5 protein-coding genes are annotated in these 5547 nt (G+C 69.6%); 4 read left to right on the plus strand and 1 reads right to left on the minus strand.

The genetic code is table 11. The annotated features are described in order from the left end of the window. The coding region (locus tag ACFU8Q_RS38515) for a sugar transferase (RefSeq protein WP_384463948.1) at nucleotides 1-730 on the plus strand (730 nt) is incomplete at its 5' end. A 114-nt stretch (nucleotides 731-844) separates the two neighbouring features. On the opposite strand, the gene ACFU8Q_RS38520 is transcribed toward ACFU8Q_RS38515, so the two are convergent. Beyond that, a complete protein-coding gene (locus ACFU8Q_RS38520) occupies nucleotides 845-1828 on the minus strand; it encodes a GDP-L-fucose synthase family protein (RefSeq protein WP_384463951.1) in 984 nt (327 codons plus the stop codon). A 130-nt stretch (nucleotides 1829-1958) separates the two neighbouring features. Between ACFU8Q_RS38520 and gmd the strand changes: the two genes are divergently transcribed. Genes gmd through ACFU8Q_RS38535 form a run of 3 tightly spaced genes read left to right on the plus strand, consistent with a single transcriptional unit; the run spans nucleotide 1959 to nucleotide 5520 of the window. Then, entirely contained in the window at nucleotides 1959-2972 is a 1014-nt protein-coding gene (gene gmd / locus ACFU8Q_RS38525) for a GDP-mannose 4,6-dehydratase (RefSeq protein WP_384463954.1), read from the plus strand. Then, nucleotides 2969-3262, plus strand: coding sequence for a hypothetical protein (locus tag ACFU8Q_RS38530; RefSeq protein ID WP_384463957.1), 294 nt, complete (start codon nucleotides 2969-2971; stop codon nucleotides 3260-3262). The genes gmd and ACFU8Q_RS38530 overlap by 4 nt, the downstream gene beginning before the upstream one ends. After that, a complete protein-coding gene (locus ACFU8Q_RS38535; RefSeq protein WP_384463960.1) occupies nucleotides 3259-5520 on the plus strand; it encodes a LamG-like jellyroll fold domain-containing protein in 2262 nt (753 codons plus the stop codon). Before ACFU8Q_RS38530 ends, ACFU8Q_RS38535 begins: the two co-directional genes overlap by 4 nt. Nucleotides 5521-5547: the final 27 nt, after the last annotated feature.

A 5547-nucleotide genomic window follows, 5' to 3' on the forward strand; every position in this document is an offset into this window, starting at 1 on the left:
GGTTCCCCCGGGGGGGGGCGGGCTCTCCCGGGGGGGGGGGGCGCGGGGGGCCCGGGGGGCGGCCGTTACCGGGCCGCCCGCCGCCGCCGGGCTGACCCTGCTGCACGTCGCACCGCCGGTGCGCCGGGGACCGCAGATGGTCCTGAAGGCCGTGGTGGACCGCATCGGCGCCGCACTCGGTCTGCTGGTCCTGGCGCCCCTGCTGCTCCTGATCGGCGCGGCGGTGCGGCTGGGCTCCGACGGGCCGGCGCTCCACCGTCAGGTCCGCCACGGGCAGCACAACCGGCCGTTCACGATGTGGAAGTTCCGGACGATGGTGGTGGACGCCGAGAGCCACAAGCAGCAGCTGATCACGGCGAACGAGAACGACGGTCCGATGTTCAAGATGCGCCGCGACCCCCGGGTGACCGGAATCGGCCGTCTGCTCCGCCGGACGTCTCTGGACGAGTTGCCGCAACTGCTCAATGTGCTCCGGGGCGACATGTCGCTGGTCGGTCCACGGCCTCCCCTGCCGGAGGAGGTGTCCCGCTACGACGAACGGGAGCTGAGGCGGCTCGCCGTCAGACCGGGGCTGACCGGCCTGTGGCAGGTCAGCGGGCGTTCGGACCTGTCCTGGCAGGAGACCGTCTCGCTCGACCTGTGGTACGTCGACAACTGGTCGGTGGCCACGGACATGGGACTCATGGCCCGTACGCTGCGCGCCGTCACCGACGGCCGCGGGGCGTACTGAGAGCGGCGGCCATCGATGCGAGGAGTGCGGGACAACCGGCCTTTCGGGGCCGGTGGGACGGGCGGCCGTCGCGCTGCGGCGGCCGGCCCGTGCCGGTGGACCGGTCGGCTCCGCTCAGGCCTGTGCGGTCCGCCGCTCCAGCCACCACGCGTACGTGCGGGCGATCCCGTCGCGCAGCGGTATGCGCGGTGCGAAGCCGAGGGCAGTGAGCCGGGAGACGTCGAGCAGCTTGCGCGGGGTGCCGTCGGGCTTCGACGTGTCCCACACGATGGAACCCTGATATCGAGTCACACCCTTTACCGTTTCGGCGAGTTCACGGATCGTCAGGTCCTGGCCGCAGCCGATGTTGACGGGTTCGTCGCCGTCGTAGCGCTCCAGCAGCAGGAGGCACGCGTCGGCCAGATCGTCGACGTGCAGGAATTCGCGGCGCGGGCTGCCGGAGCCCCAGAGCGAGACCGTGGGCGAGCCGTCCCGCCGCGCCTCGTGGAAGCGGCGGATCAGCGCGGGCAGTACGTGCGAGGTCTCCAGGTCGAAGTTGTCGCCCGGACCGTAGAGGTTGGTGGGCATGGCGCTGATGTACGCGGCGCCGTACTGCCGGCGGTAGGACCGGATCTGCACGATCCCGGCGATCTTGGCCAGTGCGTACGCCTCGTTGGTCGGCTCCAACGGCCCGGTGAGCAGGGCGCTTTCGGGAATCGGTTGCGGGGCGTGCCTGGGGTAGATGCAGGACGATCCGAGGAAGAGCAGCCGCTCGACCCCGACGGAGTGCGCTCCGGCGACGACGCTCAGCTGGATGCGCAGATTGTCCTCCAGGAACTGCACCGGATACGTGCTGTTGGCCATGATCCCGCCGACCTTGGCGGCGGCCAGCACCACGGCGTCCGGACGGGTCTCGCGGAGGAATGCCTCGGTCCGCGCGGCGTCGCGCAGATCGAGGTGGTCGCGATCGCGGGTGATCACCTCGTGTCCGGCGGCGGTGAGGCGGCGTACCACCGCCGAGCCGACCAGGCCGCGGTGGCCCGCGACGAATATGCGGGCGCCGGGTCGTAGGAGGGGGCGGACGGATTCCTGGGGAGGGCCGGGGAGATCAGTCGTCATGGCTCGGATTGTGCCAGCAGTCATGGACCACGGTGATGTTTTGCCACAGATCGCTCAATTGCGAAATTTCGGCGTGAAGCAATTTCGGTGTGAACCAACAGCCTTTCAGGCGAACACAGAGGGGGTAGTCGTGGCGAAGACCGCGCTCATCACCGGCGTGACCGGACAGGACGGTTCGTACCTGTCCGAGCTGCTGCTCGACAAGGGGTACACGGTCCATGGGCTGATACGCCGCTCGTCGAGCTTCAACACCGAGCGGATCGACCACATCTACCAGGGCCCGGAGGAGGACGACCGTTCGTTCGTCCTGCACCACGCCGACCTCGCCGACGGGGTCGCGCTGGTGAATCTGCTGCGCGACATCCGGCCGGACGAGGTCTACAACCTGGGTGCGCAGTCGCACGTCCGCGTGTCGTTCGACGCCCCGTTGTACACCGGTGACATCACCGGGCTCGGCACCATCCGGCTGCTGGAGGCCGTCCGCGCGAGCGGTATCGACACCCGGATCTACCAGGCGTCGTCGTCGGAGATGTTCGGCGCGACGCCGCCGCCACAGAACGAGCAGACGCCGTTCCATCCGCGGAGCCCGTACAGCGTCGCCAAGGTGTATTCGTACTGGGCGACCGTCAACTACCGTGAGGCGTACGGGATGTTCGCGGTGAACGGGATCCTCTTCAACCACGAGTCCCCACGTCGCGGCGAGACCTTCGTGACCCGGAAGATCACCCGTGGGGTGGCCAGGATCAAGGCGGGTCTGCAGACCCATCTCCATCTGGGCAATCTCGACGCCGTGCGCGACTGGGGGTACGCCCCCGAGTACGTCGACGCGATGTGGCGGATGCTGCAGCGCGACAGCCCGGACGACTACGTGGTGGCCACCGGCGAGGGCGTCAGCGTCCGGCAGTTCCTGGAGTACGCCTTCGCCCACGCGGGCCTGGACTGGCGGGAGCACGTCCGCTACGACGCCAAGTACGAGCGCCCCAGCGAGGTCGACGCGCTGATCGGTGACGCCGCCAAGGCCGAGGAACTGCTCGGCTGGAAACCGGCGGTGAAGTCGCAGGAGCTCGCCAGGATCATGGTCGAGGCGGACATCCGCCAGCTCTCCGACCAACTCGCCGGAACGGCCGTGCGGGTGGACCGATGAGACGTCCGCTTCTGTCCGGCGGCCGGACCGGCACACCGGCCGGTCGGGCGATCACCCACAACACCCGGCAGCCGCCCTCGGCGGCCCCGCCGGGGACCGACCCGGGCGCGCACTCCGCCTCCACCGGCTGCCCGGTGGACCCGAGCACGTCCGCACCGGTCCGGGCCCCCGGCCCGGACCACCGACTCGGCCTGACCGCCGACGGGACGGACCGTCCCCGCCGCCGGTCGGACGAGGCAGCAATCGCGGCCTTCCGGCCGCAGCTCGTTCTCACCTTCGGAGCTGAATGATGAACGGAAGTACGGGGCGCAGACCCGTCGGACGCGGCAGGGCTCGTGCCGCGGCCGCCGCGCTCTGCCTGCTCGCCGGAGCCCTGACCGCCGCCGCGTCCGGGGGCTCCCCGGCCGCGGCCCTCACCCCGCCGGTCGCCCTGACCGCGGACGACCTCACCACCTGGCAGACCAACGGCATCGTCTGGTCGATGGCCGCCTCGGACGCCGGTGTCGTCTACACCGGCGGCACCTTCTCCACCGTCCGGCCACCGGGCGCGCCCGCCGGCAGCTCGGAACAGCCCGCGGTCAACTTCGCCGCGTTCGACGCGGCGACCGGTGCGCCGACGGGGTGCACGCTGTCGTTCACGCTCTCGTCGGGGACGGCGACCGTACGGACCCTGGCACTCTCGCCCGACCAGAAGACCCTCTACGTCGGCGGGCAGTTCGGGGCGGTGAGCGGGGTCGGGGTGAGCAATGTCGCCGCGATCGACACCGCGACCTGCACCCCGCGCCAGGACTTCAAGGTGTCCGTCTCCGCAACCGTACGGGCCCTGGCCGTCACCGCCGACACCGTCTACCTGGGCGGTGACTTCAACACCGTGGCGGGACAGACCCGGAACAAGTTCGCCGCGGTCACCACCGGCGCCGCGCTGAAGCCGTGGACCGCCAACGCGGACGAGATCGGCCGGGCCGTGGAGCTGACGCCCGACAGCAAGCACGTGCTGCTCGGCGGAAACTTCTTCACCGTCAACGGCACCACCTCGCACGCACTGGCCGTGGTGGACGCCACGACCGGGGCCGTGACCAAGAGCTATCCGGCGGGCTTCATCCCGAACACGTCCACGGTGCAGGACATCGCCACCGACGACACCGGCTTCTACACCGCCAACGAGGGCACCGGGGGCGGCGTCTTCGACGGCCGGATCGCGCTGAACCTCAGCAATTTCGAACAGCGCTGGCGGGACACCTGCCTGGGCGCCACCCAGGCCGTTCTCGTACACAGCGGCGTTCTGTACAGCGGGAGTCACGCACACGACTGCGCCAGCATGGGTGAGTTCCCGGACCAGCCGCGCAAGCATCTGCTGGCCCAGTCCGTCGACGACCCGAAGCTGCTCCCCTGGTTCCCGGACACCAACGACGGCATCGGCGAGCCGGTCGGACCACGGGTGATGGCGCAGACCGACAAGGGCGGCCATCACTATCTGTGGGTGGGCGGCGAGTTCACCACCGTCAACGGCTCCGCGCAACAGGGCCTCACCCGGTTCGCCGACGGTCCCGACACCGGGGCGCCCTGGGTGCCGAACGTCAGTCTGTCCACCGTCGCCCCGGGCAAGGTGGAGGTCAACTGGCAGACGAGCTTCGACGCCGACGACGGCGAGCTCACCTACCGGATCTACAAGGACGGCGCGAGCACCCCGGTGTACACCACGACGGGATACTCGCTGTTCTGGGACCGGCCCCAGCTGAGGTGGACCGATACGGACGTGGCGGCAGGTGAGACCCACTCGTACCGGATCAGCGCGAGCGACGGCACCAACACCAGCGCCAAGTCGCCCGCCCTGTCCGCCACCGTGGCGTCGACAGCCGAGAAGTACCCCGCCAGGGTGCTGGCGGACGGTGCTTCGCTGTACTGGCGGTACGACGAAGGCACGTCGACCTTCGCCGCGGACACCGGCAGCGGGCTGGACAACGGATTCCTGCGCAACTCCCCCGCCTACCGGCAGACTCCGGCCGCCGTCGCGGGTGGCTCGACCGCGATCGGCTTCAACGGATCGAACCAGTACGCGTACAGCAACAAGCGTCATGCGCAGCCCACCAGGTTCTCGGTGGAGACCTGGATCAAGACGACGACCACCAAGGGAGGGAAGATCATCGGCTTCGGCAACGTGACCATGCAGAACAGCAATCAGTACGACAAGCATGTGTACATGAGTAATGACGGACGGCTGGTCTTCGGCGTCTACAGCGGCGGAACCAGGACCATCACAACGCCCGCTGCCTACAACGACGGTAACTGGCACCATGTCGTCGCCACGCAGGGCACCGGCGGCATGGCGCTGTACGTGGACGGGCAGCTGCGTGCCTCGAACGCCCTGTACACGGCCAACGAGAACTACAGCGGCTACTGGCGGGTGGGCGGGGACAACCTGAGCAGCTGGCCCAACCAGCCGACGAGCAACTTCTTCGCCGGGCAGATCGATGAGACCGCCGTCTACCCGACCGCGCTCAGCAGCTCGCAGGTCAGTGCCCACTACGCCCTGAGGACCGGTGGATGAGGTATCCGTTCCCGGCCGGCGCCGCCG

Origin of the sequence: Streptomyces sp. NPDC057543, assembly GCF_042801895.1 — a bacterium.
Lineage (GTDB): Bacteria > Actinomycetota > Actinomycetes > Streptomycetales > Streptomycetaceae > Streptomyces.

Bases quoted from the DNA above. Each gene is read 5' to 3' on its own strand.
- ACFU8Q_RS38520 (WP_384463951.1), bottom strand. From the start codon at position 1,828: ATGACGACTGATCTCCCCGGCCCTCCCCAGGAATCCGTCCGCCCCCTC.
- ACFU8Q_RS38530 (WP_384463957.1), top strand. From the start codon at position 2,969: ATGAGACGTCCGCTTCTGTCCGGCGGCCGGACCGGCACACCGGCCGGT.
- ACFU8Q_RS38535 (WP_384463960.1), top strand. From the start codon at position 3,259: ATGATGAACGGAAGTACGGGGCGCAGACCCGTCGGACGCGGCAGGGCT.